This is a genomic window from Arthrobacter zhaoxinii (assembly GCF_025244925.1).
In the GTDB taxonomy this organism is placed as follows: domain Bacteria; phylum Actinomycetota; class Actinomycetes; order Actinomycetales; family Micrococcaceae; genus Arthrobacter_B; species Arthrobacter_B zhaoxinii.
On record NZ_CP104275.1, the window covers coordinates 2555908 to 2582329 of the forward strand.

The 26422-nt window shown below is 68.3% G+C and carries 26 protein-coding genes and 1 pseudogene; 12 read left to right on the forward strand and 15 right to left on the reverse strand.

Going from position 1 to position 26422, the window contains the following annotated elements:
• Positions 1–25 precede the first annotated feature (25 nt).
• From N2K95_RS11890 to hemE, 6 genes are all read right to left on the reverse strand, one after another.
• Entirely contained in the window at positions 26–889 is an 864-nt protein-coding gene (locus N2K95_RS11890; RefSeq protein ID WP_260651725.1) for a uroporphyrinogen-III synthase, read from the reverse strand.
• A gap of 24 nt (positions 890–913) precedes the next feature.
• Positions 914–1873 carry a hydroxymethylbilane synthase gene (gene hemC, locus N2K95_RS11895; RefSeq protein WP_260651726.1) on the reverse strand — a complete coding sequence of 320 codons (960 nt, stop codon included), beginning with the start codon at positions 1871–1873 and terminating at the stop codon, positions 914–916.
• A complete protein-coding gene (locus tag N2K95_RS11900) occupies positions 1873–3066 on the reverse strand; it encodes a ferrochelatase (RefSeq protein ID WP_255790282.1) in 1194 nt (397 codons plus the stop codon). The genes hemC and N2K95_RS11900 overlap by 1 nt, the downstream gene beginning before the upstream one ends.
• On the reverse strand, positions 3063–3770 hold the full coding sequence (gene hemQ / locus N2K95_RS11905; RefSeq protein ID WP_260651727.1) for a hydrogen peroxide-dependent heme synthase: 708 nt from the start codon (positions 3768–3770) through the stop codon (positions 3063–3065). Before hemQ ends, N2K95_RS11900 begins: the two co-directional genes overlap by 4 nt.
• A gap of 74 nt (positions 3771–3844) precedes the next feature.
• On the reverse strand, positions 3845–5362 hold the full coding sequence (gene hemG, locus N2K95_RS11910; protein ID WP_260651728.1) for a protoporphyrinogen oxidase: 1518 nt from the start codon (positions 5360–5362) through the stop codon (positions 3845–3847).
• A gap of 3 nt (positions 5363–5365) precedes the next feature.
• Positions 5366–6427 (reverse strand): uroporphyrinogen decarboxylase, encoded by a 1062-nt coding sequence (gene hemE, locus N2K95_RS11915; RefSeq protein WP_260651729.1) that lies wholly within the window; start codon positions 6425–6427, stop codon positions 5366–5368.
• 144 nt (positions 6428–6571) lie between these two features.
• Between hemE and N2K95_RS11920 the strand changes: the two genes are divergently transcribed.
• Positions 6572–7906: a glutamyl-tRNA reductase gene (locus N2K95_RS11920; RefSeq protein WP_260651730.1), complete on the forward strand. Its 1335-nt coding sequence runs from the start codon at positions 6572–6574 to the stop codon at positions 7904–7906.
• A gap of 6 nt (positions 7907–7912) precedes the next feature.
• On the opposite strand, the gene moeB is transcribed toward N2K95_RS11920, so the two are convergent.
• Entirely contained in the window at positions 7913–9103 is a 1191-nt protein-coding gene (moeB, locus tag N2K95_RS11925) for a molybdopterin-synthase adenylyltransferase MoeB (RefSeq protein ID WP_260651731.1), read from the reverse strand.
• Positions 9104–9221: 118 nt separating this feature from the next.
• On the opposite strand from moeB, the gene N2K95_RS11930 reads away from it, so the two are divergent.
• The 3 genes from N2K95_RS11930 to N2K95_RS11940 are packed head-to-tail and all read left to right on the forward strand — an operon-like array spanning position 9222 to position 10419.
• Positions 9222–9836: a TetR/AcrR family transcriptional regulator gene (locus N2K95_RS11930; RefSeq protein ID WP_260651732.1), complete on the forward strand. Its 615-nt coding sequence runs from the start codon at positions 9222–9224 to the stop codon at positions 9834–9836.
• 47 nt (positions 9837–9883) lie between these two features.
• Positions 9884–10108 carry a DUF3107 domain-containing protein gene (locus N2K95_RS11935; protein ID WP_255790299.1) on the forward strand — a complete coding sequence of 75 codons (225 nt, stop codon included), beginning with the start codon at positions 9884–9886 and terminating at the stop codon, positions 10106–10108.
• 11 nt (positions 10109–10119) lie between these two features.
• Positions 10120–10419, forward strand: a complete 300-nt coding sequence (locus N2K95_RS11940) for a hypothetical protein (RefSeq protein WP_260651733.1) — start codon at positions 10120–10122, stop codon at positions 10417–10419.
• Between the two features lie 121 nt (positions 10420–10540).
• On the opposite strand, the gene N2K95_RS11945 is transcribed toward N2K95_RS11940, so the two are convergent.
• On the reverse strand, positions 10541–11254 hold the full coding sequence (locus tag N2K95_RS11945; protein ID WP_260651734.1) for a ferritin-like domain-containing protein: 714 nt from the start codon (positions 11252–11254) through the stop codon (positions 10541–10543).
• 340 nt (positions 11255–11594) lie between these two features.
• On the opposite strand from N2K95_RS11945, the gene N2K95_RS11950 reads away from it, so the two are divergent.
• Together N2K95_RS11950 and N2K95_RS11955 are read left to right on the forward strand one after the other, a co-directional pair.
• Positions 11595–13301, forward strand: a complete 1707-nt coding sequence (locus N2K95_RS11950) for a DEAD/DEAH box helicase (protein ID WP_260651735.1) — start codon at positions 11595–11597, stop codon at positions 13299–13301.
• 19 nt (positions 13302–13320) lie between these two features.
• The gene (locus tag N2K95_RS11955) at positions 13321–14217 is read left to right on the forward strand and encodes a DNA-methyltransferase (RefSeq protein ID WP_260651736.1); all 897 of its coding nucleotides are present in this window, start codon (positions 13321–13323) and stop codon (positions 14215–14217) included.
• Positions 14218–14238: 21 nt separating this feature from the next.
• Here the strand turns inward: N2K95_RS11955 and N2K95_RS11960 are convergent, their stop codons facing one another.
• Positions 14239–15096, reverse strand: coding sequence for a PHP domain-containing protein (locus N2K95_RS11960; protein WP_260651737.1), 858 nt, complete (start codon positions 15094–15096; stop codon positions 14239–14241).
• A gap of 102 nt (positions 15097–15198) precedes the next feature.
• Here N2K95_RS11960 and N2K95_RS11965 point away from each other — a divergent pair, with 102 nt between their 5' ends.
• The gene (locus N2K95_RS11965) at positions 15199–16782 is read left to right on the forward strand and encodes an aminopeptidase P family protein (RefSeq protein ID WP_260651738.1); all 1584 of its coding nucleotides are present in this window, start codon (positions 15199–15201) and stop codon (positions 16780–16782) included.
• 63 nt (positions 16783–16845) lie between these two features.
• Here N2K95_RS11965 and N2K95_RS11970 read toward each other — a convergent pair whose 3' ends face one another.
• Complete coding sequence (locus N2K95_RS11970; protein ID WP_260651739.1) at positions 16846–17757, reverse strand: general stress protein; 912 nt, start codon at positions 17755–17757, stop codon at positions 16846–16848.
• A 119-nt stretch (positions 17758–17876) separates the two neighbouring features.
• Between N2K95_RS11970 and N2K95_RS11975 the strand changes: the two genes are divergently transcribed.
• Genes N2K95_RS11975 through N2K95_RS11985 form a run of 3 tightly spaced genes read left to right on the forward strand, consistent with a single transcriptional unit; the run spans position 17877 to position 20941 of the window.
• Positions 17877–19163 carry a magnesium transporter gene (locus N2K95_RS11975; RefSeq protein ID WP_255790326.1) on the forward strand — a complete coding sequence of 429 codons (1287 nt, stop codon included), beginning with the start codon at positions 17877–17879 and terminating at the stop codon, positions 19161–19163.
• Positions 19156–19746, forward strand: coding sequence for a DUF1003 domain-containing protein (locus tag N2K95_RS11980; RefSeq protein ID WP_260651740.1), 591 nt, complete (start codon positions 19156–19158; stop codon positions 19744–19746). Before N2K95_RS11975 ends, N2K95_RS11980 begins: the two co-directional genes overlap by 8 nt.
• 4 nt (positions 19747–19750) lie before the next feature.
• Complete coding sequence (locus N2K95_RS11985) at positions 19751–20941, forward strand: Mrp/NBP35 family ATP-binding protein (protein WP_260651741.1); 1191 nt, start codon at positions 19751–19753, stop codon at positions 20939–20941.
• Positions 20942–20966: 25 nt separating this feature from the next.
• On the opposite strand, the gene N2K95_RS11990 is transcribed toward N2K95_RS11985, so the two are convergent.
• The 4 genes and pseudogenes from N2K95_RS11990 to sigE form a co-directional block, all read right to left on the reverse strand.
• Positions 20967–21413: a Sec-independent protein translocase family protein gene (locus N2K95_RS11990; protein WP_260651742.1), complete on the reverse strand. Its 447-nt coding sequence runs from the start codon at positions 21411–21413 to the stop codon at positions 20967–20969.
• Between the two features lie 48 nt (positions 21414–21461).
• Positions 21462–22181, reverse strand: coding sequence for a hypothetical protein (locus N2K95_RS11995; protein ID WP_260651743.1), 720 nt, complete (start codon positions 22179–22181; stop codon positions 21462–21464).
• Positions 22182–22319: 138 nt separating this feature from the next.
• Positions 22320–22382: pseudogene (locus tag N2K95_RS16330) on the reverse strand (hypothetical protein); the annotation flags it as partial.
• Positions 22383–22385: 3 nt separating this feature from the next.
• On the reverse strand, positions 22386–22991 hold the full coding sequence (gene sigE, locus N2K95_RS12000; RefSeq protein ID WP_260651744.1) for an RNA polymerase sigma factor SigE: 606 nt from the start codon (positions 22989–22991) through the stop codon (positions 22386–22388).
• Positions 22992–23317: 326 nt separating this feature from the next.
• On the opposite strand from sigE, the gene N2K95_RS12005 reads away from it, so the two are divergent.
• Together N2K95_RS12005 and map are read left to right on the forward strand one after the other, a co-directional pair.
• The gene (locus tag N2K95_RS12005; RefSeq protein ID WP_260651745.1) at positions 23318–23953 is read left to right on the forward strand and encodes an O-methyltransferase; all 636 of its coding nucleotides are present in this window, start codon (positions 23318–23320) and stop codon (positions 23951–23953) included.
• 49 nt (positions 23954–24002) lie between these two features.
• Positions 24003–24782, forward strand: a complete 780-nt coding sequence (gene map / locus N2K95_RS12010) for a type I methionyl aminopeptidase (RefSeq protein ID WP_260651746.1) — start codon at positions 24003–24005, stop codon at positions 24780–24782.
• On the opposite strand, the gene N2K95_RS12015 is transcribed toward map, so the two are convergent.
• Positions 24779–26419: a leucyl aminopeptidase family protein gene (locus N2K95_RS12015; protein ID WP_260651747.1), complete on the reverse strand. Its 1641-nt coding sequence runs from the start codon at positions 26417–26419 to the stop codon at positions 24779–24781. The genes map and N2K95_RS12015 overlap by 4 nt on opposite strands.
• Between the last annotated feature and the right edge of the window lie 3 nt (positions 26420–26422).

Here is a 26422-nt window from a genome sequence, read left to right on the forward strand (position 1 = left end):
TCTGCCTTCCGGTAAAGATGGGGAACTAGGGGGTAGGACCCGTAGACATAGCAATGGACAGTGCCTGCGCTATTCCCGCCGGGGTTGGCTGCTTCGCCACGGCATCCGCGTCCGCGCCCAGCTCGCGCATCCGCGCCGCCGTGCTCTCGCCGATGGCGACCAGCAGTGTTCCGGCGGGGACCGGCGCGCAGCGGCGCACGAACCGGCGGGCAATGCTCGGCGAGGTGAGGACGACGGCGCGGGGTCCGGCGGGTGCCGATGCGGCAAAGGCTTCCGGGTCCAGCAGCCCCTCCCCGGGGACCGCCGGGGTAAAGCGCACGCCGGCGGCGGGATAGTCCACGGTGCAGTATGCGGTCACGGCCCGCACGTCCCACCCCAGTGATGTCAGGGCATCGTTCAGGGACGGATCGGCGACGTCGGCCTGCGGGAGCAGCACCCGCAGGTCCCCGCCCTCCGGATCGGATCCCGACGGATCCGGCCAGGAGGCGGCCAGGCCGCGGGCGGACTGGTCCGTGTCCGGCAGGAAGTCGATATCGAAGCCGATCTCCTCCAGTGCCTGCCGCGTGCCGGCGCCGACTGCCGCGATGCGGGTGTCCGCGGGAACCACGGCGTCGGGGCGGATGCCCAGCGCTGCGCACCGGCGGGTCACGGCCCGGACGGTGGTGACACTGGTGAAGACCACCCAGGCGAACCGGCCGGCCTTCAGTGAATTCAGGGCGCGGTCCAGCAGGGCGGTGTCCGCGGGGAACTGGAAATCAATCAGGGGCATCAGCGCCACGGATGCCCCGCAGTCTTCCAGCTCCCGGACCATCGCCGAAGCACGGTCCGGGGTGCGTGGAAGAACAACGAACAGTCCGGCGAGGTCCGGCCCCTGATGCCTGGCTGCCATCTCAGCGGCTCCCGAAGCCGGGCATCAGCTGGCGGGCAGGTCGGTGAGCTGCCCGGCGCCTGCCGCGAGCAGCTCCTCGGCCACCTGCACGCCAAGGGCACGGGCGGCGTCTTCGGTGCGTTCGCCGGCGACGGCGGTGCGGCGCATCAGGCGCGTGCCGTCGTCGCTGCAGACCACTGCCTCGAGCGTGATGCCGTCGGCGTCGACGCGGGCCAGTGCCCCGACCGGAGCTGTGCAGCCTGCTTCAAGCCGGCCGAGCATGGCCCGTTCGGCAGCCACGGTGAGGCGGCTGTCGGCGTGGTCGTAGGCAGCAAGTGCCTTGGCGAGCTGACCGCCGTCGGCTGCGTCCGCGGCACGGCATTCCACGGCCAGGGCTCCCTGTCCGGGGGCGGGCAGCATCACGGCGGGGTCGATGTACTCGGTCACCATGTTCAGCCGGCCCAGCCGGGCCAGTCCGGCGGCAGCCAGCACCACGGCGTCGAGGTCTCCGGGGGCGCCTTCGACGAGGCCGGCAACCCGGCCCAGGCGGGTGTCCACGTTGCCGCGGATATCCACGATCTCGAGGTCCGGGCGGGCGGCCCGGAGCTGGGCGGCGCGGCGCGGGGAACCGGTGCCGATCTTCGCCCCGGCGGGAAGCTGTGCCAGGGTCAGGCCGTCCCGGGCGCACAGGACGTCGCGGACGTCCACGCGTTCCGGAACCGCACCCAGGGCCAGGCCGTCCGCCGGAGCGGTGGGCAGGTCCTTGAGCGAGTGCACGGCGACGTCGCAGTCACCGCGCAGCAGCGATTCCCGCAGCGCTGCCACGAAGACGCCGGTGCCGCCGATCTGCGACAGGGCGGCACGGTTGATGTCACCCTCGGTGCGCACCCGCACCAGTTCGATGTCGAAACCGCCCAGCCCCGACAGTGCCTCGGCGACGGTGGTGGTCTGGGTGACGGCCAGGGCGCTGCCGCGGGTGCCGATGAGGACGGGCGACTGTGCCACTACTCGACGCCCACGGTGGAATCGGCGCCGGCGATGGTCGGCTTTTCGCCGCGCAGGTTGGCGCAGCAGCCGGGACGGCAGACGTCGTACCAGGGGCCGAGGTCGGTCATGGCGGGGCGGATGGCAATGTTGTTTTCCAGGGTGCGTTCCTGCAGCAGGTCCACCAGGCCGGACACGAAGGTTTCGTGGATGCCCGGGGTCGGCGTGCGGTCAGCCGCCAGGCCCAGTTCCTTGCAGGTATCCATGGCCTCGGTGTCGAGGTCCCAGAGGACTTCCATGTGGTCGCTGACGAAGCCCAGCGGAACAATCACTACGCCGTTGACGCCCTTGGCGGGCAGTTCCGCAATCGCGTCATTGATGTCCGGTTCCAGCCAGGGGATGTGCGGGGCGCCGGAGCGGGACTGGTAGACCAGCTGCCAGTCCAGGCCTGCGGCTTCGGGGATACGGTCCATGATGGCGCGGGCGTTGGCCAGGTGCTGGGCGACGTAGGCGCTGCCTTCTTCGAACTCGCGGTCGCGCGGGCCGGAGGCTTCAGCGTCGGCGGTGGGGATCGAGTGGGTGGAGAAGAGGATCTCGATCTTTTCGTTCTCCACGCCCTTGGCGGCGAGCTGGGCCCGGACCTTGGCCACGGACTCGCGGACGCCTTCGACGAAGGGTTCCACGAAGCCGGGGTGGTCGAAGTACTGGCGGACCTTGTCCACGTGCAGCTTCTTGTCCAGTCCGGTCTTCAGGAGGTTCATGCCCAGGTCTTCGCGGTACTGGCGGCAGCTGGAGTACGAGGAGTAGACGCTGGTGGTGATCATGAGGATGCGGCGGTAGCCGTTGTCGTAGGCGTCCTGGAGGACGTCCTTGATGTACGGCGCCCAGTTCCGGTTGCCCCAGAGCACGGGCAGTTCGACGCCGCGGCGCGCGAGTTCGGCTTCCAGTGCCGCCTTCAGTGCACGGTTCTGCTCGTTGATGGGGCTGATGCCGCCGTTGGCGCGGTAGTGGGTGGCCACCTCTTCCAGCCGTTCATCGGGGATTCCGCGCCCGGCAGTGACGTTGCGGAGGAAGGGGATGACGTCTTCCTGGCCTTCGGGACCGCCGAAGGATGCCAGCAGGATGGCGTCATAGTGCTTCGGGGCCATGCGGCCGTTGTCGTCGACGCCCTCGAACGGGTCGAAAGCGGGCTCGTTGGAAACAGCGGATGTCATTTGAGTACCTCGGCAACTTCGGCGGCCGGAATACGCCGGCCGGTATAGAACGGGACTTCTTCACGGACGTGGTTGCGGGCCTCGGTGGCACGCAGGTGGCGCATCATGTCGACGAGATCAACCAGATTGGGAGCTTCCAGGCCCAGGATCCATTCCCAGTCGCCGAGGGCGAAGGAGGCCACGGTGTTGGCCAGGACCTGGGGGAATTCGCGGCCGAGCATGCCGTGGTCACGCAGCATCTTGCCGCGTTCCTCGGCGGGCAGCTGGTACCACTCATAGGAGCGGACAAACGGGTAGACGCAGATCCAGGTCTCGGGGTCGATCCCCCGGGCAAAGGACGGCCAGTGGTTCTTGGAGAACTCCGCATCGCGGTGCACGCCCATGGCGGACCAGGCGATCTCGGTGCCGGCGAAGAGCTCGGTCCGGCGCACCTGGCGCAGGGCCGCCTGCAGCGCTTCGGGGGCGCTGCCGTGCAGCCAGACCATCACGTCCGCATCCACGCGCATGGCGGAGACATCGTAGAGGCCGCGGAGCGTGACGTTGCTGGCGGTCAGGTCCTTGGCGAGGGCTTCAAAGGCTTCAACCGCACCGTCGGAAACAGGTGCTTTGGGCGTGGAAGACCGCTTGAAAACGGTCCAGAGGGTAAAGAACTGTTCTTCGTTGCCGGCCGCCTCGGCGGGGCTGCGGTCCATCGTCTCACTCATGTTTAACAGTCTGCCCTTTGCATATAGGTAAGTCGAAACACAGCACTTCTACCATGTGTAGAAAGTGTGCAAGGTCACAGCAGGGCGCGGAAAAGCGCTGCCATCCGGGTCCGGGTGTCGGCAGTGACTGCCGCCAGGCCGGTGCCGGCCAGCCAGGCCCCGACCGCTTCCAGTCCCGGTGCTTCGGCCACGGCCGCACGGACGGCCTCCACCCGGTCCTTATGCCCGACGACGGCGGAGGGCAGGGCCCCCACCCACCGGACAACGTCCCAGCCCACGACGTCGTCGGCCTTGATCCGGACCTGCAGCAGGCCGGACGCATCGGCAACGGCCTGCCGGAAGAGATCGTCATCCGCGCGGTCCACGTGCGCCGGTTCCGCCGCGGCATCCTCCGGGGAGAGCGCCCGGCCGTAGGACAGGCGCAGCACGTGGGTTCCGGGACCGGTGGACTCCGCGAGCCACTGCCATTTGGCGGTGGCGTGGGTGATGGCCTTGGCATCGATGCCCTCCACGTCCCGGGCCACCAGCACTCCGGTGCCGCGCGGCATGGCATCCAGTTCCGGCAGGTCCACCACGAGGGTTACCAGGGCAACGCCCGGACCCGGCTGCGGCCGGTAGGCGGATACCTCGGGCAGTGCGGTGGCGATCAGGTCCACGGCGGCCGGACCTTCGGCGGCCACCACTACGGCGTCGGCGGCCAGTTCCTGCCCGTCGCTGCAGCGGATCCGCCAGTCTTCGGCGTCACGGGCCAGGGATTCGGCACGGATGCCGGTGCGCAGGAGGGCCCCGGAGGTTTCCAGGTCGGAAACCAGAGCCTCCGTGAGCCGGCCCATGCCGCCGTCGAGTCCGGCCACTGCGGATCCGGCGGGGGCCGCCGCACGCAGAGCACCCACGGCTGCGGCAAGGGAGCCGTGCCGGGAGATGGCAGCGCGCAGCCCCGGCGCCACGGAATCGACGTCGAGCATGTCGGGGTCGGAGGAATAAACGCCGCCGACCACAGGGGTGACGAGCCGGCGGAGCACTGCCTCGCCCATCCGGGTCCGCACCACCTCGCCCAGGCTCATGGACCCGCGGCGGTTCAGGGAACCCACCGGCAGGACCTTGTCCATGGCCGCCCGGGCCGCACCGGCACGCCCCAGGGCATGGACAATGTCCGGGTGCCTCGGGTCGGCGGGAATGCCGAGCAGTCCGCTGCTTGGCATCCGCTGGGCGCCCGAGGGCAGGTCTTCCGCTGCCAGCTGCAGCCAGGACCCGGCCGGGTTGGGCGCCGCCACCGAGTCGGCCAGGCCAAGTTCCCCGATCAGTTCCGGAACGGCGGGTGAGCGCGTGGCGAAGGACTCCGCGCCGCTGTCCAGCTGGATGCCGGCGACGGTGTGCCGCCCGACGCAGCCGCCGAACGTTTCCGAAGCCTCCAGTACGGTGACGCGGATGCCCGCACGCTGCAGGTCCCGGGCCGCGATCAGCCCGGAGATGCCGCCGCCCACAACGACGGCCGAGGGGCCTGCCGGCGTTTCGGGCGGATGCTGTGCACCGGTTTTACGGGCACTCCGGCCGGCTGCGTTCTCCGGCTTGGCGAGGAAACGGTGCGGCATGGGTTACGGCTCCACCGAATGAATCAGTTCAACCACCCGTGTGAGGACGGCTGCGTCCGTTTCCGGCGGCACGCCGTGGCCCAGATTGACCACATGGCCCGGCGCGGCGGCACCGGCGGCGAGGACCTCGCGGACGTGTGCCTCCAGGATGTCCCACGGGGCGCGCAGCAGCGCCGGGTCGATGTTGCCCTGCAGCGGTGTCGTCCCGCCGAGGCGGCGGTTGGCTTCATCCAGCGGCAGCCGGTAGTCCACGCCGACCACATCCACGCCGACGTCGCGCATGGCCACCAGCAGCTCGGAGGTGCCGGTGCCGAAATGCACCAGCGGCGCGCCGAGGCCGCGGACATGGTCCAGGGCCCGGGAGGAGGCCGGGGCCACGTGCCGAACGTAGTCCGCCAATCCGAGGGAGCCGGCCCAGGAGTCAAAGAGCTGGCCGGCGCTGGCGCCGGCTTCGAGCTGCGCGCGCAGGAACATTCCGGACGCGTCGGCGGCCCAGGCCGTCAGGGCCTGCCAGGCATCGGGATCGGCATGCATCATGGTGCGCGGGCCGAGGTGGTCGCGGGACGGCTTGCCCTCCACCATGTAGGCGGCCAGGGTGAACGGTGCACCGGCGAACCCGATCAGCGGCTTGGAGCCGAGCTCGGCCACCGTCAGCCGGACGGCCTCGCGGATGGGTTCGAGCGCTTCTTCGGTCAGCCGGGGCAGGGCGGCGACGTCGGCGGCGGTCCGCACCGGGCGGCCCAGCACGGGGCCGACGCCGGGAACAATGTCCACGTCCACGCCTGCCAGTTTCAGCGGAATCACGATGTCGGAGAAGAAGATGCCCGCATCGACGTCGTGCCGGCGCACCGGCTGCAGGGTGATCTCCGCCGCGAGCTCGGGACGGAGGCAGGAATCCAGCATGCCGATCCCCTCCCGGGCCTTAAGGTATTCGGGCAGGGAGCGGCCGGCCTGGCGCATGAACCACACCGGACGGCGGGCGGGAGTGCCGCCGCGGTACGCAGTGATCAGGGGCGAGTCGGCCGTGCGGCCATCCAGCAGCGGGTGAGTGGCGCTAAGAGTCATACCTTGATTCTCTCCAAAATCCGGGGCAAGCGATAACCGGGCCCTTCCGGGCGGCCCCGGTGGCGCTTCTCACACCTCTAACGATCGATTTCCGGCCGGACCGATTGAAGGTATCCTCCCGGGCGTGGCTAGTATTGACCTACTGTGGTTCTACTTTCCCTCATTGCTACGCACACCGACGTAGACCTGGAGACTGTCGCCCGGCTGAGTGCCGGCGCATCCGAGGTCTCGTCTTCGCTGGTCGATTCCGGAACCGCCGTCTCCGGCTCCGTTGTCCTCGCAACCTGCAACAGGTTGGAGGTGTATTGCGAAACCGGCTCGGACGCCGATATTGAAGCCGCCCGTTCGGCTGTTGTTGCAGAAATCAGCCGGCACTCCGGCATGAGCGAAGACCTCGTCTCCCGCTCCTTCGCCACGAACATCGGCGAATCCGTACCCCAGCACCTGTTCGCCGTTGGCGCGGGACTGGATTCCGCCGTCGTGGGCGAACGCGAAATCGCCGGCCAGGTGCGCCGGGCACTTATTGAAGCCCAGGAGAGCGGAACCGCCAGCGGCGGCCTCACCCGCTTATTCCAGACCGCTTCCCGCACCGCCAAGGATGTTGGCGCCCTGACAGCCCTCGGTAAACGGGGGCTTTCCATTGTGTCGGTGGCCCTGGGCCTGGCCACGGACTTGTCCGAAGACCGCGACTGGTCGAAGAAATCGGTGGTGGTGTTCGGTACCGGCGCGTACGCCGGCGCCACCATGGCCCTCCTCAAGGAGCGCGGCTGCACCGATATCAGCGTCTATTCCTCCTCGAACCGTGCGGAGTCCTTCGCCGCCTCACGCGGCGGAAAGCCCCTGACCCGCGAGTCCCTGCCCGCCGCGCTGACCCGCGCCGACGTCGTCATCGGCTGCAGCGGCAGCGACAGCCAGGTCAGCGCCGAAGATGTCCGCCGGGTCCGCGAGGCAGCCGGCAAGCCGCTCATCATCATTGACCTTGCGCTGACCCATGACTTTGAGCCGGCGGTCCGCGAGATCGACGGCGTCGAGCTGATCACCCTGGAATCCGTCCGGCTGGCCGCACCGGCCGAGCAGGCCGAATCCCTGAAGCAGGCGAGCACCATCGTTGCCGACGCCGCGAAGAACTTCTCGAAGCAGCAGCTCAGCCGCGAGATGGACTCGGCCATCGTCGCCCTGCGCCGGCACACCCTGGACGTGCTCGAATCGGAGCTGGAGAAGGTCCGCGCCCAGCACGGCTGCACCGGCGCCGCCCAGGAAGTGGAGTTCGCCATGCGCCGCATGGTGAAGCAGCTGCTCCACGTCCCCACGGTCCGGGCCCGTGAACTGGCCGCCAGCGGTCAGCAGGAGGACTACATCCGGGGCCTGGAGGCCCTGTACGGCATCACCGTGGAGCGCGGCGACGCCGCCGCTCCCGCCAAGGATGCCGGCTCCGGCACCGCCCCCAGCGAGGACGACGCCGAGCCGAAGTCCGCGTAGCGAACCTCAGTAGACCGGCTTCTCCGGTTCCACCCGTCGCACCCACTCCAGGATCCCGCCGGTCACGTTGTAGACCTCCGGATACCCCTCGCGGCGCAGATAGGCTGCGACCTCCGCGGACCGCACGCCTGACTTGCAGTGCACGTACACCGGCCGGTCCCGGTTCGGCCGGAACTCCCCCGCCAGCACCGCGGCCCGCGGCGCCAGGCGGGCGCCGTCGATGCGGACAATCTCATGCTCCCCCGGCTCGCGGACATCCAGCAGCTCGAAGTCCAGCGCTCCTGCCGAGCGTTCCGCCAGCAGGTCCCGCAGTTCCGTCACCTCGACTTCGGCTCCGGCCGGGCCGGGTTCCGCGGGCGCAATGCCGCAGAAGGCCTGGTAGTCGCTCAGCTCGGTCACGCGTTCCGCCTGCGGATCCCGGCGGACCCGGAGTTCGCGCCAGCTCATCTCCAGGGCATTAAACACCAGGACCCGGCCCAGCAGGGTCCGCCCCGTTCCGGTGATGAGTTTGATGGCCTCGTTGACCATGACCGAGCCGATCTGCGCGCAGAGCACCCCGAGCACTCCCCCTTCCGCGCAGGAGGGCACGGACCCTGCCGGGGGCGCCTGCGGGAACAGGTCGCGGTAGGTGGGTCCGTGTTCGCCCCAGAACACGCTGACCTGGCCGTCATACCGGAGAATCGATCCCCAGACGTACGGCTTGCCCAGGATTTCGGCGGCGTCGTTGACCAGGTAGCGGGTGGCGAAGTTGTCGGTCCCGTCCACAATCAGGTCATAGCCGGAGAAGATGTCCAGGACGTTGGAGTTGTCCAGCCGCTCCCGGTGCAGGATGACGCGGACCAGCGGGTTCAGTTCCGCGACGGAGCGGGCGGCGGACTCCGCCTTGGGGGTGCCGACGTCGGACACGCCGTGGATGACCTGGCGCTGCAGGTTGGAGACGTCCACGACGTCATCGTCGACAATTCCCAGCGTGCCCACTCCCGCGGCTGCCAGGTACAGCAGGGCCGGTGATCCCAGCCCTCCGGCCCCCACCACCAGCACCCGGGCGTTCTTCAGGCGGCGCTGCGCTGCGGCGCCGAAGCCGGGGATGATCAGGTGCCGGGAGTAGCGTTCGGTTTCATCGCGGGTCAGGTCCTCGCCGGGCGCCACCAGGGGCGGTAGTTCGCCGGCGGGAACGGATGCACTTGCTATGGTCATGAAGTCCAATCTAAGCCACGGGTATGGCGGTTGGGCCTGTCGCTTCGAATACCCGCAGGTAAACTAAGGGTCATTGTCCGTGCAGCTCAGTGCTCCGGAACTGTTGAGAGGTCCACCAGTGAGTAACCAGGCAGCCGGCAAACCGGTTCGGCTCCCGCGGGAGGAACGCCGCCGGCAGCTGCTCAGCGCAGCGCAGGAAGTGTTCGTCAGCAACGGCTTCCACGGCGCGGCCATGGACGAGATCGCCGAAGCGGCGCACGTCAGCAAACCCGTCCTGTACCAGCACTTCCCCGGCAAGCGGGAGCTGTACATGGCCCTGCTGGACAACCACTTGAATACGCTCACCGAGTTCCTGGCGACCGCACTGAACTCCACCACGGACAACAAGCTCCGGGTCCGGGAGACCATGCGGGCCTATTTCCGCTTCGTGGCGCAGGACAGCCAGGGACACCGGATGGTGTTCGAATCCGACCTCACCAATGATGCCGAGGTCAGCGCCCGCATCGAGGAATTCAATGCCCGCTTCGCCAACAGCATTGCCGGGGTCATTGCCGAAGACACCAAGCTTTCCCACCTCGAGGCCACCCTGCTGGGCCGGGCCCTGGCCGGAATGGCGCAGGTCAGCGCCCGGTACTGGCTGGAAACGGACGGCGACCTGGACATCGATGCGGCCAGCGAGCTGGTCTACCGTTTAGCTTGGCGCGGAATCAGCCGGTTCCCCAAAGAGATCTAGAGTAGATTTCGGATTAGTTCGTAAATCGTTAATCAGGAGGCATCACGGTGGAAGTAAAAATCGGCATTCAGAATGTAGCCCGCGAAATTGTCTTCGAATCCGGCCAGAGTGCCGATGAAGTTGCCGACGCCGTGGAGCAGTCCCTCGCCAGCAGCGCGCTGCTGCGGCTGAAGGACATCAAGGGCCGGCTGATCGTTGTTCCCGGCGCTTCCATCGGCTACGTCGAAATCGGTGCCGAGGAAGTCCGCCGGGTCGGCTTCGGGGCCCTCTAGCCCGCCGCGCCATGCTCAGCCTGATCCTGGTCACGTTGACCGCCGCCGCCGCAGGTTTCGCGGTGTGGGCGGTTGACCGCCATCGTGCCCTCTACGGTGCGCTGCTGCTGCCCGGCATCGCCGTGTGCGCCGCACTGCTCACCTGGCTGGCGCTGCGGGCCGCAGGCGCCGCTTCCTTTGAAGCGGACTGGGTCGGCTGGGCTGTTCCGGTTGCCGTATCGATCCTGGCGCCCATCGTGGCTGCTGTTCCGATCGGCCGCAGCCGCGCCAGGGCGGACACCGCCGAGACCGAGCGCATCCTGCGCCTGTAGCTCCGGTGACGCGGTGCCGGCCCGGAAGCGGGAACAGGACAGACGTACAGGACACGGAAAAGGGCGGTGCTTCGGCACCGCCCTTTTCTATGTTCTGCACCGGGATAAGCCCGGTGCACGGCTAGGCTGTCAGGCCGAGAAGACTCATGCGTTTTGAGTGGTTCCGTGTCAGCTGCGCCGTGAGCGACTTGATTTCGGCGTCGACGGCCCCCTGGCCTTCACCATCGAGCAGCCCGCCCAGGAAGGCCCGTTCCATCAGGACCCGCTGGGCCTGGGTGAGTGCTTCACCCACCAGCCGCCTGCCCCACAGTGCCAGCCGCGAGGCCAGCCGCGGGTCATCCGCAAGGGCTTCCCGCAGCCGGCCGAGCAGGATTTCGCCCGGCTGCTCCGTGGCCTTGAGTCCCTGGAACAGGCTGTTGGTTTCCGCGTCCAGCCGGGACGCCACCGCGGAATAGAAATCGTCGGAGATGGCGTCCGTGACATAGAACTTCATCAGGGACTCGTACCAGTCCGCAGGCCGGGTGCGGTCGTGGAACGCGTCCACGGAGGGCTGGAAGGGCCGCATGGCTTCTTCCGGGTCCGCGCCCATGGCACTGAGCCGGGCACAGATCAGTTCGAAGTGCGCGTATTCATGCACCGCGAGGCGTCCCAGGGTGGCGCGGTCATGCAGTGTCGGGGAAAAGCGGGCGTCGGAGGACATCCGTTCAAACGCCGACAGTTCGCCGTAGGCGATGGCTCCGAAAAGGTCCGTGAGGAACCGCTGGTAAGTGTCTCCGGTGTGCTGCGCGGCCGCACCGGATGCGGCCGGATGATCCGAATGGTGCCCGTTAGTCATACCCGCCAGCGTACCCGCCGCCGCCGGCGCGGGCCGCGCCCGCAGCCGGATGCGCGGTGTTCAGCGGCTGGCGGGTAGACTGGGAAAGTAGAAATTGGATGCCCGGTCGTCTGTCCTTGAAGTTGTTGTTTTTGCTGTACTGACCAGACCCGCAAACCCTACGCGATCTTGAATTTTCGGCCGCCGCCGTGGCCAATGGAGCACAGGCGGCCAGCAGTTGTTAGCCCGCGATCGGCTTCCGCTGGACGCACCGCGTGCGTGCCATCCGCTCCGGGATGGGCTGTAACAGCCACTCGTCGAGCCTGGCGCCCCCGCGCTGCCTAAACTGAACGGTATTTAATTGAACACTGAACTTTCCGAGGTTGACGATCGTCACCTCACTGCCGATGACAGCACCGAAGCACTTGCGGTCGCCGACACCCTCGCCGTCGAGGCGAAGGCTGCCGAGATTCCCGAACTGACCTTCGCCGACTTCGGCGTCCGAGCAGACATCGTCGAATCCCTTGCCGACGCCGGGATTACCCATCCCTTCCCCATCCAGTCCATGACGCTGCCCGTTGCCCTCGGCGGCCACGACATCATCGGCCAGGCCAAGACCGGCACCGGCAAGACGCTCGGTTTCGGCATTCCCGCTCTCCAGCGGGTGGTGGGTCCCGAAGACGAGGGCTACGCCGAACTCGCCGTTCCCGGCGCGCCGCAGGCCCTGATCGTGGTGCCCACCCGTGAACTGGCAGTCCAGGTGGCAGGCGACCTCACCACCGCCGCCCGCCGCCGCGGCGCCCGCATCGTCACGATCTACGGCGGCCGTGCCTACGAACCGCAGACGGAAGCCCTGGCAGCCGGCGTCGAAATCGTGGTCGGCACCCCCGGCCGCCTGATCGATCTCTACAACAAGAAGCACCTCTCGCTGAAGAACGTCCGGGTCGTCGTCCTTGACGAGGCCGACGAAATGCTGGACCTCGGCTTCCTGCCCGACGTCGAAACGCTGATGGCCGCCACCCCGGCCGTGCGCCAGACCCTGCTGTTCTCGGCCACCATGCCGGGCGCCGTCGTCGCCATGGCCCGCCGCTACATGACCAAGCCCACCCACATCCGGGCCGCTGATCCCGACGATGAAGGCCTGACGAAGAAGGACATCCGGCAGGTCGTCTACCGGGCGCACAACCTGGACAAGGCCGAAGTAGTGGCCCGCATCCTGCAGGCACGCGGCCGCGGCCGGACCATCATCTTCACCAAGACCAAGCGCACCGCCGCGAAGCTGTCCGAAGAGCTCGTGGACCGCGGCTTCGCCGTCGCTGCCATGCACGGCGACCTGGGCCAGGGTGCCCGCGAGCAGGCCATGCGCGCGTTCCGCAATGAAAAGGTCGATGTGCTGGTGGCCACCGACGTCGCCGCGCGCGGCATCGACGTCGACGACGTCACCCACGTCATCAACTACCAGTGCCCCGAGGACGAGAAGACCTACCTGCACCGCGTTGGCCGCACCGGCCGCGCCGGCAACAAGGGCACCGCGGTGACCTTCGTGGACTGGGACGACGTCCCCCGCTGGGGCCTGATCAACAAGGCCCTGGGCCTGGACCAGGCGGAGCCGGTGGAAACCTACTCCTCCTCCCCGCACCTGTACACGGATCTGGACATCCCCGAAGGCACCAAGGGGCGCCTGCCCCGCAACAAGCGCACCCACGCGGGCATCGATGCCGAAAAGATCGAGGATCTCGGCGAAACCGGCAAGTCCGGCGGACGCAGCGCATCCTCCTCCCGTGAGGGCGGCCGCTCCGGCTCCGGGCGTCCGGAGCGCAGCGGTTCCGGGCGCTCCTCCGACCGTGCCCGCAGCGGCGGACAGGGATCCCGCCGGGGCGAGTCGCGCTCCGGTGACTCCCGGTCCGCAGACCGTCCTGCTGAAGCGCGGACCGCCGAAACCCGTCCGGCCGAAGCGCGGACCGCGGCTCCGGCAGCGGACGGCACGGCCGCCGACCGCCCGCGCCGGAGCCGGACCCGCCGCCGCAACGGCGAGGTTGTTCCCAAGACCGGCCCGGCCGCCGAATAGCGGCGGCGCAGGCCCTGCCATGAGCACCCCTCTGTGGACGCCGGACGGCGGGTCGCTGGTGGTACACGCGGATAACGCGGAGTTCCTCCCGACCCTGCCGGACGGCTCCTTCACCATGATTTATGTGGACCCGCCCTTCAACACGGGGCGGGCCCAGCGCCGCCAGCAGACCACTATGGTCCGCAACCTGGACGGCGCCGGCGACCGGATCGGCTTCAAGGGCCGCAGCTACAGTACGGTCAAGGGGCTGCTCTCCAGCTACGACGACGCCTTCGAGGATTACTGGGCGTTCCTGGAACCCCGGCTCGCGCAGGCCTGGCGGCTGCTGGCCGATGACGGCACCCTGTATGTGCACCTCGATTACCGCGAGGTGCATTACGCGAAGGTCATGCTGGACGCGTTGTTCGGCCGGGACTGCTTCCTGAACGAAATCATCTGGGCCTACGACTACGGCGGACGGGCGAAAAACCGCTGGCCCGCCAAGCACGACAACATCCTGGTCTATGTCAAGAACCCGGAGACCTACCACTTCGACAACGCCGAGGTGGACCGCGAGCCGTACATGGCCCCGGGTCTCGTGACGCCCGAAAAGGTGGCACTGGGCAAGCTGCCCACCGACGTCTGGTGGCACACCATCGTGTCCCCCACCGGCCGGGAGAAGACCGGCTATCCCACGCAGAAACCCGAGGGGCTGCTGCGGCGTGCCGTCGCAGCCAGCAGCCGCGAGGGCGACTGGGTACTGGATTTCTTTGCCGGGTCCGGCACGCTGGGCGCCGTTGCAGCCAAGCTGGGTCGGAAGTTCGTCTGCGTGGATGCCAACCCGCAGGCAATCGATGTTATGGCCCGGCGGCTGGGTTCGGCCGCGACGGTGGTTTCCGCCGACACAGGTTCGCCGCTGCCGGCGGCCGGTATCTAGGTCCCGGCTCCGGACCGTCCCCTACCGCGGCAGCGGTCCGACGACGGCGGCTCCGGTTCCCAGCCCGGCGATGCGTTCCAGCACCGCCGGTTCCGTCGTGAACTCGCCCAGCAGGTTCGGCTTCCCGGTGCCGTGGTAGTCGCTGGAACCCGTGACCAGCAGGTCATGTTCCTTTGCCAGCCGGCGGAGCCATTCCCTGCCCGGCTCGGGATTATCCCGATGATTCACTTCCACACCCAGCAGGCCGGCGTCGATCATTTCGGCGAAAACCGCCTCTCCAACCACCCTTCCCCGTGAGGAAGCGACGGGGTGTGCGAAGACAGGCACTCCGCCCGCCTTCCGGATCAGTTCCACTGCCAGCGCCGGATCCGGCGCGTAATGCGCCACGAAATAGGGCGACCTCGCCGTCAGGATTCCGCTGAAGGCAGCTGACCGGTTCGGCACGACGCCGGCGGCCACCAGGGCGTCGGCAATGTGCGGGCGCCCGATGGTCGCTCCCGGGGCCACCTGTTCCTGCACGGATGCCCAGTCGATGGGGAAATCCTCCGCCAGCCGCTGCACCATCAGTTCCGCCCGGGAGACGCGGGCTGCGCGCGACCGGGCAATTTCCTCGAGCAGTCCCGGATGGCGCGGATCATGCAGATAGGACAGCACATGGACGCTGATCCCCTCGCTGCTGCGGCAGGAGACCTCCATCCCGGGCACGAACGTGATCCCGTGGCTCCGGGCGGCAGCAGCGGCGTCGTCCCAGCCCGCCGTGGTGTCGTGGTCGGTGAGGGCAATTGCATCGAGTCCGGCTGCGGCGGCGGAGGCGATCACGTCCGCCGGCTGCTCGGTGCCGTCGGACACGCAGGAGTGGGTGTGCAGGTCGATTTTCACGCTTTCAATCTACGCCCCCGGACGCCGTGTCCCGTTCCGGGCCGGTACCCCGGGCAGTCCGGGATGTTTTGCCCGCCCGGGAGGCAATGAGACCATGGAAGGGTGACTACTGAAGCGAATTCGACGACATCCCTGCCCGAGCCCTCCGAAGGCCAGCCGCTGGAAGACCGGGTCAACAACCGGTCCCAGCGCCCCTCCTCCGAAGCCTTCAAGAAGTTCATGTCCTCCGGCTGGGCCGCGGAATCCGGCGAGCTGCCCGAACCCGACGCCGTGGCGCCGTTCGCAGCTCGCCGCCGCCGCGCCCTCTCCGAGCGTTTCCCCGGCGAACGGCTGGTTATCCCGGCCGGCCCGCTGAAGGTGCGCTCCAATGACACCGACTACCGCTTCCGCGCGCACTCCGGCTTTGCGCACCTGACCGGCCTCGGCGTGGACCGCGAGCCGGATGCCGTGCTGGTGATGGAGCCCACCGAACCGGGTGCAGGCGACGACGGCGGCAACCACACTGCGGTGCTCTACTTCCGCCCGCTGGCCGGCACTGAGAGCGACGAGTTCTACTCCAACGCCCGCTACGGTTCGTTCTGGATCGGGGACCGGCTCGGCCTGGCGGAAATCAGCGCGCTGATCGGCCTGCCCACCCGGCACCTCGACGAGGCGGAAACCGCCATCACCAACAACATCGGCGACCCGCAGTTCGGCGGCATCTCCGTGCGCCTGCTGCGCAGCGTCGACGAAATGGTCGATGCCCTGGTGGACACCGTCCGCTACAACACCGCCCTGGACCCGGAGAACGCCGATCTCAGCGCATTGGATGCCCTCGACGGGGAACTGACCGAGGCCCTCTCCGAACTCCGCCTGGTCAAGGACGAGTGGGAGGTCGAGCAGATGAAGGCAGCCGTTGCCGCTACGGTCAACGGTTTCACCGAAGTGGTTAAGGCACTCCCCCGCGCCATTTCCCACCCCCGCGGCGAACGCGTCGTCGAAGGCGCCTTCTTTGCCCGCGCCCGGGAAGAAGGCAATGACCTGGGCTACGACACCATCGCCGCCTCCGGCAACAACGCCACGGTCCTGCACTGGATCCGCAACAACGGCGCCGTCTCCGCCGGGGACCTGCTGCTGCTGGACGGCGGAGTTGAGGCCGAAAGCCTCTACACAGCCGACATCACCCGCACCCTGCCGGTCAACGGCACCTACACCGAGGTCCAGCGCCGGGTGTACCAGGCAGTGCTCGACGCCGCCGATGCGGGCTTCGCGGCCGCCAAGCCCGGTGCCAAGTTCCGCGACGTGCACGCCGCAGCCGTGAAGGTCCTGGCCGAAAACCTGGATGCCTGGGGCCTGCTGCCCGTGCCCCTCGAGGAAGCCCTGTCCCCCGAAGGCCAGCAGCACCGCCGGTGGATGCCGCACGGCGTCAGCCACCACCTGGGCATGGATGTGCACGACTGCGCCCAAGCCCGCGCCGAGCTGTACCTGGACGGCACCATCACCGAGGGCATGGTCTTCACCATCGAACCCGGTCTTTACTTCAAGGACACCGATCTGTCCGTGCCCGAGGAATACCGCGGCATCGGCGTGCGGATTGAGGACGACGTCCTCATCACCGCCGACGGGCCCGTGAACCTCAGCGATGCCCTGCCGCGCAACCCGGGAGACGTCGAAGACTGGATGGCCGGCATCTACGCCGCCGAGTAACCCTCCGGTTTCCACAGAAAAGGTCCGCATCCCCGAAGGGATGCGGACCTTTTTTCGTGCGTCCTACTGGCGGGGCTGCTCGTCCCGCGGGCCTTCCGGCTGCCCGGACGCGGGCTGCGTTGCCGCCGGCTGCGCAGAATCCGGCTGTACGGCCGGCTGCGCAGAATCTGGCTGCCCGGAATCGGACTGCACGGCGGGCTGGACGGGACGGCGGACACCGTACTGCGGGCGGCCGTCCGGAAGGTCGGGGAACTGGCCGCGCGGCGTAGCGGGCTTGGCGCCGGAGGCGGCTGCTTCTGCGCCGGCTTCCACGGCGTGTGCGCCGCCGGCCGGAGCCTGCCCGGCGGGATCGGAGTCCGGAGCGGGGCTCCCGTAGGGGTTGGCCCAGCCGGACGGCCGTTCCGGTGCCTGCTGTCCGCCTGCCGGCGGGCGTAGTGCGTCATGGCGGGGACCGGCGGCCGGGGCCTGCGGATGCCCGGCCTGGCCGACCATGGGCAGCCGGTGCAGCAGCTGCCGGGCGTCGTTGGCAGCCTCGCGGGCCACAATGACGTCGTAGCTGGTGGCGATGACCTGGCTGGTGGAGGTGAAGTCCCTGCGTCCGCGCTGCAGGGCATAGGCCAGGACCCCGAAGAGCACCCAGAAAACGGCGCCCAGCGCCATGGACGGAAGGATGGAGATCGCGGCGGCGCTGCCCCCGAAGAGCATCAGGGCAAGGCCCACAAAGAGGCCGAACCAGGCACCCGTCAACGCGCTGGAGCCCGCCACGCGGGGGTACGTCAGGCGGCCGGTCACCCGTTCAACGGACTTGAGTTCGTTGCCGACAATCGAGACCAGCTGGACCGGGAACTTGTTGTCGGCAAGGTAGTCCACGGCCTTCTGGGCGTCGAGGTAGGCCGTGTAGCGGCCCACCGTTTCACCCTGGGGCAGGCTGCGGCCCGCGTCACGCGGAGGGGTGGCACCAAATAGGTTCGACATTGCTCCATTCTCGCCCATACCTGCCCCGGACGGTGAACGTATCGCTCGCAGTGAACGGACTCACCTCCCGCGTACCCCGTGATACCGCGTTACCGGCGGGCACAAAGTAGCCTTATAAGGTGAGCACAAATCCAACCCGAGTCTTTATTGCGCGCCTGCTCGGCCTTGACGTCTTCGACCCGCTGGGTGACCGTCTCGGCCGGCTGCGCGATGCGGTCGTGCTTGACCGCGGGCCCGGCCGGCCGCCCCAGGCCGTAGGCATTGTCGTGGAGGTCCCCGGCAAGAAGCGCGTCTTCGTCCCCCTCACCCGCATCACCTCAATGGATCCGGGGCAGATCATCTGCACCGGGCTGGTCAACCTGCGCCGCTTCGAACAGCGCGGGGCCGAGATGCTGGTGGTCGCGGAACTCTTTGACCGCCGCGTGCAGCTGCGCGACGGCAGCGGCGAAGCCACCATTGAAGACATTGCCATTGAGCAGAACCGCGCCGGAGACTGGCATGTCTCCAACCTCTTCGTCCGCCGCGGCGGTTCCCCCTCCCGCCTGCGGTCCCTGCGCCGCAGGGGGGAACAGATGATCCTGGACTGGAAGGACATTAAGCACTGGGATGCCACCGGCCCCCAGGCCGCCACGTCCTTCGTCGCCCAGAATGATGACCTCAAGGCCGCGGACTTCGCCGACGCACTGCACGAGATGAGCGGCAAGCGCCGGATCGAAGTGGCCAGCGAGCTGCAGGACGAACGCCTGGCAGACGTCCTGCAGGAGCTGCCCGACAACGACCAGGTCCAGATCCTGCAGTCCCTGGACCTCGAACGGGCCGCGGACGTGCTGGAGGAAATGGACCCCGACGACGCCGCGGACCTCCTCAACGAGCTGCCCGAGGAGCAGAAGGAAGAGCTCCTGGCACTGATGGAGCCCGAGGACGCCCGGGACGTGCGGCGCCTGCTGAACTATGACGAAGACACGGCCGGATCACTGATGACCCCCGTGCCGGTCATCCTGCCGCCCGAGGCCACCGTGGCCGAAGCACTGGCGCACGTACGCCGCGAAGAGCTCACCCCCGCCCTTGCCTCGTCGATCTACGTCTGCCGGCCGCCGCTGGAAACACCCACGGGCAAGTACCTCGGCGTGGTGCACATCCAGCAGCTGCTGCGCTCGGCACCGCCGGAAGCACTGGGCAACATCCTGGACACGGACCTGGAACCGGTGCGTGACCACGCCACCATCAGCGAAGTGTCGCGGATGCTGGCCACCTACAACTTGAACTCACTGCCGGTGATCAACGACGCCGGCCGCCTGGTCGGTGCGGTGACAGTGGACGATGTGCTGGACCACCTGTTGCCGGACGACTGGCGCATCTCCGACGAAACCGGCCCGATAACGCAGCAGGGAAGGACACATGGCTGAAAAGATCAAGTCAACAACCGCCGGCCTCGACACTCCCCGCTCTGCACGGACCCGATGGCTCCCGAGGCTCTCCCCGAACCCCGACGCCTTCGGCCATGCCACGGAGAACTTTGCCCGGTTCATGGGCACCCCGCAGTTCCTGGTCTACATGACGGTCTTCTGCCTCGTGTGGCTCGCCTGGAACACCTGGGGGCCGGAATCGGCCCGCTTTGACAGCGCAGCGCTGGGCTTCACCGTCCTGACGCTTATGCTCTCCCTGCAGGCCTCCTATGCCGCTCCCCTGCTGCTGCTGGCCCAGAACCGGCAGGATGACCGGGACCGCGTCTCGGTGCGGCAGGACCGTGAACGCGCCGAACGCAATCTCATGGACACCGAGTACCTCACCCGCGAGATCGCCGAACTGCGGATCGCCCTGCGTGAGGTTGCCACCCGCGACTACGTGCGTTCCGAGATCCGCGGACTGCTGGAGGAACTCCTCGAGGCCAACGATGACCGCGAGGACGGCGGCACGCGGCGGCGCCGCCGCAGCCCGGAAGGCACCGACAGCATGCCGAAACTGAATCCCGGCGGGAGGGAACGCTAGAGCCGTGCCAGTATCCGAATCTGCTTCCGCACTGGAAGCGCAGGTGCGCCGCGCCCTGGACACCGTCCAGGACCCGGAGCTGCGCCGGCCCATCACCGAACTCGGGATGCTCAAGGACGTGCGGCTCGACGCCGAGGGCGGCGTGAGCGTCGACGTACTGCTCACGATTGCCGGCTGTCCGCTGCGGGAGACCATCACGGCCGACGTCGAACGCGCTCTTGCCGCGGTGCCCGGAGTGAACACCGTGGACGTGAACCTGGACGTGATGACGCCGGAGCAGCGCAACGCGCTCAAGGACCGCCTGCGCGGCGGCGACCCGGTACGGACCATCCCGTTCAACCGCCCCGATTCGCTGACCCGGGTGTACGCCGTGGCCAGCGGCAAGGGCGGCGTGGGCAAGTCCAGCGTCACCGTCAACCTCGCAGCGGCCATGGCCTCGCTCGGCCTGCGTGTGGGGATTGTCGACGCCGACGTCCACGGGTTCTCCGTGCCCGGCCTGCTCGGGATTACCCGGCCGCCCACCCGTGTGGACGAGATGATCCTTCCCCCGGTGGCCTACGGCATCAAGACCATTTCCATCGGGATGTTCGTGGACGGCAACCAGCCCGTGGCCTGGCGCGGACCCATGCTGCACCGCGCACTGGAACAGTTCCTGACCGACGTGTATTTCGGGGACCTCGATGTCCTGTTCCTGGATCTTCCCCCCGGCACCGGCGATATCGCCATCTCCGTGGGGCAGCTCCTGCCGGGGTCCGAAATCCTGCTGGTGACCACACCGCAGAGCGCTGCGGCGGACGTCGCCGAACGTGCGGGCAGCGTGGCCCGGCAGACCGGGCAGAAGGTCACCGGCGTGATTGAGAATATGTCCTGGCTGGCACTGCCCGGCGGCGAACGCCTGGAAGTGTTCGGTTCCGGCGGCGGTGCCGCGGTTTCCGGACGGCTTGGCGAGACGCTGGGCTATCCCGTTCCGCTGCTCGGCAGCATCCCGCTCGACGTTGCCCTCCGTGAAGGCGGCGACGGCGGCCTGCCCGTCGTGTTGGCGGACGCGGAGGCAACGGCTGCGGGACACTCCGTGGGCGCTGAGGAGAACCCCCGGGAAGATACCGCGGCAACCGAACTGCGGCGCATTGCCCGGGAACTGGCACACCGTCCCCGCGGCCTGGCCGGACGCAGCCTGGGGGTCAGCCCGGTCTAGGCGCCCGGCGAGGTGATGAGTGGCCCTACGTTGCTTCGATGTCGAACGGGGCTGGCTCTCCCGCAGCAAGGCGTTCCAGCGGTTTGACCGCAGGCGGCCGGCTCTCCGCCGACGGCGCCGCAGCGGATACCGGGGAGGGTGCGGCAGGCTGCGCGCCTGAAACCGGAGGGGCCGGCGCCGCGGACGACTGCCCCTTCACGGCTTTGGCGGCGTCCTCGAAATCGTCCAGCAGCGCTTCCTTGATGATGCGCCGCGGGTCGTACTGCCGAGGGTCCAGCTTCCGCCAGTCCACCTCGTCAATTTCGGGGCCCACTTCTTCGCGCAGTTGTTCACGGGCACCGGAGGCCATCCGCCGCACTTCCCGCACCAGCCGGGCCAGCTGCGAAGCGTATTCGGGCAGGCGTTCAGGACCCAGTATCACGACGGCGATTATTGCCAGAAGGATGAACTCGTAACCGTTGATTCCTACCACTCTTGAAGACTACCTTTTCCCGGGAGCAGCGAGCTACTTGCCTGCACGCTAGAGGCTCCAGCCGGCGCGCGTAAACATGGCCAGGCCCCGGACAATGCGCTCCATCGGCTCCGGATCGGCGCCGGCGCGTGCGAGGCGGGCGGATTCGAGCAGCGACAGCTCCTCCACGGCCCGCGGGAGTGATTTCACCGGGAGGCTGGATTCGAAGGTGTAGGTGACGCTGCCCGCCGCCACCACCTTCCGGCCGGGATGCTCGTCCGAGCCGAAGACCGCCGGGCCCGCCGGCGACCCCGCTGCGGAGAACCCGTCTGCGGCGACGGGCCGTCCGGTCACCCCGTTGATCACCGGCTGGCCGTCTTCACCCGGCAGCGGATGCTGCTCCACGAGCATCAGCCGTTCGCCGTCTGCCGTGAAGGTCATTTCGACTGCAGGACGCCCGTTGACCTTGAGGGAGCGGGCGGACTCCAGCGTCAATCCCAGATCCGCCAGTTCGGGGCAGGACCAGCCATGTGCACGCAGCTGCTGCAGCTGATCGGCTGTGAGGGTTCCGTCTCCCGCAACTTCCTCCCACCCCGCGGTCATGGCGGCCTCTGCACCTGCCGGGGCGGGGACCTCCAGGATGCTTCCGGCGATATAGGCACCGCCCAGCAGCACCGCACCTGCAGCAGCCACCGCCCCGGCAGCGGCCAGGGCATGGCTGCGCCGGTCCAGCATTTTCGGATCCCGCCCCGCGGCGGATTCCGGGCAGGCGGACTGCGCTGCGGTCAAGCTCTCCGCAATCCGTGCCGAGAGCTCCGGCCCGGCCGGAGGAACTTTGAGGGAACGCAGCCGACTGCGCAGCCGGCGCTCTTCCGCGGCGGCGGCCCGGCAGGAGGCACACCGGGAGAGATGTGCCTCGATGGCGCGGTGGCGCCGAAGGGGCGTTTCGCCGTCGATGTAACTTCCTAAATGCCGCGTGGGGTGTCGCACTCTTCAGTTTGCTCCCGCGACTCGGGGCAGTTTAAGGCGCGGACGCGCAGCCGGCCGCAGCTGCGGGTCACGGTGTGAGAGTTTTTCCTTCAGCATGGCCCGGCCGCGGTGGATCCGGGAGCGGACGGTGCCGAGCTTGACGTCCAGCACGCGGGCAACTTCGTCGTAGGAGAGGCCCTCCAGATCACACAGGACGACGGCGGCACGGAAGTCGGGCGGCAGTTCTTCCAGTGCGCGGGCAATGTCCACATCCAGATTGTTGAATTCGAAGCTTCGCTCCGGGCCGGGGCCGTTGCTGGGCAGCTTGCTGGAGGTTTCCTCGGTCATGCCGTCAAAACGGATCCTGCTGCGGCGGCGGGCCTGGTCCAGAAAGAGGTTGGTGGTGATGCGGTGCAGCCAGCCGTCGAGGGTACCCGGCTGGAAATTGGCCAGTGACCGGAAGACCCGGACGAAGACTTCCTGGGTCAGGTCTTCGGCATCGTGCTTGTTGCCGGTCAGCCGGTAGGCGAGCCGGTATACCTTCGCCGAATGCGCCTGGACCACTTCCTCCCACGTGGGGCGCACCCATTCCGCGGCCATGTCCGCTGCTGTGTCCGGCGTGGTTGCCATAGTCTTCCTCCTCCCTTCCAAGCTGCGCACCGCTCCTGCATTCCACCTCTACAGCCGCTTCGCGCGGTCCCGTTCGTCGGCGGAAAACCGGGATGTGCGGGGGAGGAACTGCGGCTGCCCTGAGGGGTGCCGCGGCGGATCCGGCGGGGATGTGCATTACTGCTAATAATGGTCACGCATCAATCTGGGAGTTGTCTGTTAGCACGCCTTTAGCAGCACGCCTGGTACTGGAACAAGGCGTCGAGGGTAATGCATACGCGGTTACGCCCTGCTTGGCCTTAAGCTTGTCGAAGCAGGAATTCCTCCGGACCGAAAGTGATAAACCCATGCGCGCCGACAAGCAGACCAGTTGGTCCTACACGGAGGCCCTGCCGACCGAGGATGAGGTGCTGATCCGCGCCCGTGAGCGCTCCTTTGAATTGGGCGTCAGCGCCGTCTCCAGCGGGGTGGGTGCGGCACTGACCGTCCTGGCCGCGGCAAGCAAGGCCACCACGGTGGTGGAGATCGGCACGGGTGCAGGAGTATCCGGCGTATGCCTGCTCCGCGGCCTGGGCCGCAACGCGGTGCTGACCACCATAGATTCCGACGTCGACCACCTCCGTGCGGCCCGGGAGGCCTACGCCGAGGCAGGCATTCCCGGTAACCGTACCCGCACCATCTCCGGCCGCGCCGCCGAGGTACTCCCCCGCCTGACGGATGCCGCTTACGACATGGTGTTCATTGACGCGGACAAGCCTTCGTTCCCGCTCTACGTCAACCAGGCGGTCCGCCTGCTCAAGCGCGGCGGGCTGCTGGTGGTCAATGATGCACTGGACCACGGCAAGGTGGCGGATCCGGCCGTCCGTGAGGCCATCACCAACACCATGCGCAAGGTGGGCAAGGCCATCCGGGACAACGAAGACCTCGTCTCGTCCCTGCTGCCCACGGGTGACGGCCTGCTTCTGGCCGTGAAGACCGCCTAGCCCGCTCCATCACACCTGCCTGTGCGCAGGATCCCCAGGAAGGCGCCACATGATCGAGATCCTCAACCCAGCCGAGCTGTCCCGGGCGAAGGACACCGGTGCGTTGGTGGCCGATATCCTGCAGACGGTCAAGGCCCGCACCACTGCGGGCACCAACCTGCTGGACATCGACCAGTGGGCCAGGACCATGATCGTCGAGGCCGGTGCCAAGTCCTGCTACGTGGACTACGCGCCGTCGTTCGGACGCGGTCCGTTCGGCCATTACATCTGCACGTCCGTCAATGACGCCGTGCTGCACGGCCTCCCGCACGACTACGTGCTGGCCGACGGCGACCTGCTGACGCTGGACCTGGCCGTATCCCTCGCCGGGATCGTCGCCGATTCGGCCATCACTTTCACCGTGGGCGGCTCCCCCTCCCCGGAGGATGCCGCCATGGTCAACGCGACCGAACGCGCCCTGGCCGCAGGAATAGCCGCAGCCCGCCCCGGTGCCCGCATCGGGGACATTTCACACGCCATCGGCTCGGTCCTCACTGATGCGGGGTATCCGGTCAACACCGAATTCGGCGGGCACGGCGTCGGGTCCACCATGCACCAGGACCCCCACATCGCGAACAACGGACGGCCGGGCCGCGGCTATAAACTGCGCCCCGGGCTCCTGCTTGCCCTGGAACCGTGGGTCATGGCGGATACCGCCGCCCTGATCACCGACGCAGACGGCTGGACGCTCCGCAGCGCCACGGGCTGCCGGACGGCCCACAGCGAACACACCATCGCGGTCACCGCCGACGGAGCGGAAATCCTCACCCTGCCGAAGGCCGCCCGCTAGCGGGCGGTCCGGCCCAGCCCGGCAAGATAGGACAGCAGCAGTCGCACGCCGAAGCCGGTGGCTCCCTTGGTCAGTTCGCGGCTGTCCTTGGTGGCACGCGAGGGACCCGCAATATCGATATGAGCCCAGGGAACGCCGCCGGTGAACCTCTCCAGGAACAGCGCGGCAACAATCGCCCCGGCACCGAATTTCGCCTGGACGGGCGCAATGTGGGAAACATCGGCAATGTCGGAGTCCAGCACGTAGCCGTAGTCGGCCACCAGCGGCAGCTGCCACACGGCGTCGCCGGAATTCTGACCGGCCGCTTCCAGCCGGGCCAGCAGCTCCGGGGTGTTGCCGAAGAGGGCTGCGTGGTGCATTCCCAGCCCCAGGGCAGCCGCACCCGTCAGGGTGGCGACATCCACCAGCACATCGGGAGCGAGCTCGGCGGCAGCGTACGCCAGGGCGTCGGCAAGGACCATCCGTCCCTCGGCGTCGGTGTTGCCCACTTCCACGGTGGTCCCGTTGTAGGTGGTGACGACGTCGGCGGGCCGGTACGAGGCAGCGCCGATGGCGTTCTCGGCCAAAGCCAGGACCGCGGTGACCTTCACCGGAAGCTTCAACGCAGCGGCAGCCTCGGTCACGGCCAGTACGGCGGCGGCGCCGGCCATGTCCGTCTTCATGGTCATCATGGCATCCCGCGGCTTGAGCGAGATTCCGCCGGAATCGAAGGTGATGCCCTTGCCCACGAGGACCACATGCGGCGCCTCGCCGCCGTCGGGCTGATAGACAACCTCCACCAGCCGCGGCGGATGCTCGGATCCGGAGCCCACGGCAAGCAGCCCGCCGAACCCCTCGGCTCTGAGTTCATCTTCGGCGCGGACCCGCACAGTGAGTCCGCTGTTCCCGGCGATGCTCCGGGCCTGCTCCGCGATCCAGTCCGGCGTGGCCGTCCCGGCGGGAGTGTTGGTCAGGTCGCGGGCAGTCCACACGGCGCGGGCGGTCACGGCTGCACGGGCGGCTGCTGCCTCGTCCAGTCCCGTCAGTTCAAGGGATGCGGCAATCGGTGCCGGAGCGTCGGTGATGCCGGCCCGGGGCGGACGGTACCCACCCAGCAGGAAGCCCTCAAGGAAGGCTTCCTGCCTGTCCGGGTCCAATCCGTCCACAACGCTGCCCCGGATCCGCCGGGCGCCCATAGTGGCGCGGGCAAGGGCGGCACCGGCCCGCCGCAGGGCAGCCGGCGACTCGTCGCCGGCGCCTACATAAATCAGTTTGCCGGGCAGGTCCGCGGCATCGCGGGGCGGCTCGATCACAAGGATCTCACCCGCCCTGCCCGTCACCTTGGCGCTGCGGGCGCGTGCAGCGACGTCGACGCCGTAGCGTACTGCCGCTTCGACCGCGCCGCGCCGCGGCTGCGGAACCGGGTTCGCTGCCTCGTCCGCGTCCTCCCGGCCTGAACCGGCCGGAGCCGGCGTCATGGCGACGGCGAGGATATCCACGCCTTCCTCCGGGACCGGCTGCAGCCCGCTGCCGGACTCCGCCGTTCCAGTGCGCGGGTTCAGCGCCGCCAGGGCAGTGACTCCCGGCAGCGATGCGGTGATGAAGGGCGATGCCGGAGTGGATCCGGTCCGGGCTGAAGACTTCGGAGGCAGCTGCATGAA